This window comes from Dellaglioa sp. CoH-56-MRSF-12, assembly GCF_056782075.1.
On sequence record NZ_JBXAYD010000057.1, the window covers coordinates 1 to 304 of the forward strand.

The 304-nt window shown below is 53.0% G+C and carries 1 protein-coding gene; it reads right to left on the reverse strand.

Annotation, left to right across the window (positions count from 1 at the left end; all coding sequences use genetic code 11):
* Window positions 1-304: hypothetical protein (locus tag AC1RPY_RS07770; RefSeq protein ID WP_481763110.1), on the reverse strand; the 304-nt coding region annotated here is incomplete at both ends.

Genomic DNA, 304 nt, shown 5'->3' on the forward strand with positions numbered 1-304 from the left:
ACACTGGTGTTGATGAATTTTATTTTCCCCCCCCCCGCCATTGTCCCCCCTCCCCGTTTCTCCTTCCCCTTTTGTTGTTTGTTTCCTCTTTTTTTCTCCTCCCCCCTCTCTCCTTCTTCCCTTCTTTCCTCCCCCCTTCCCTCTTTTTCTCCCCCTTTCTTCTCTCCCTCCCCCCCTTTTCCCCCTCCTTTTCTTTTCTTTCTCCCCTTCTTTTTTTCCCTCCTTCTTTCCTTCCCCTCCTCCTTCTCCCTTCCTCCTCTTCCCCTCCCCCCTTTCCCCCCTTCTCCCCCCTTTTCTTCCTTTC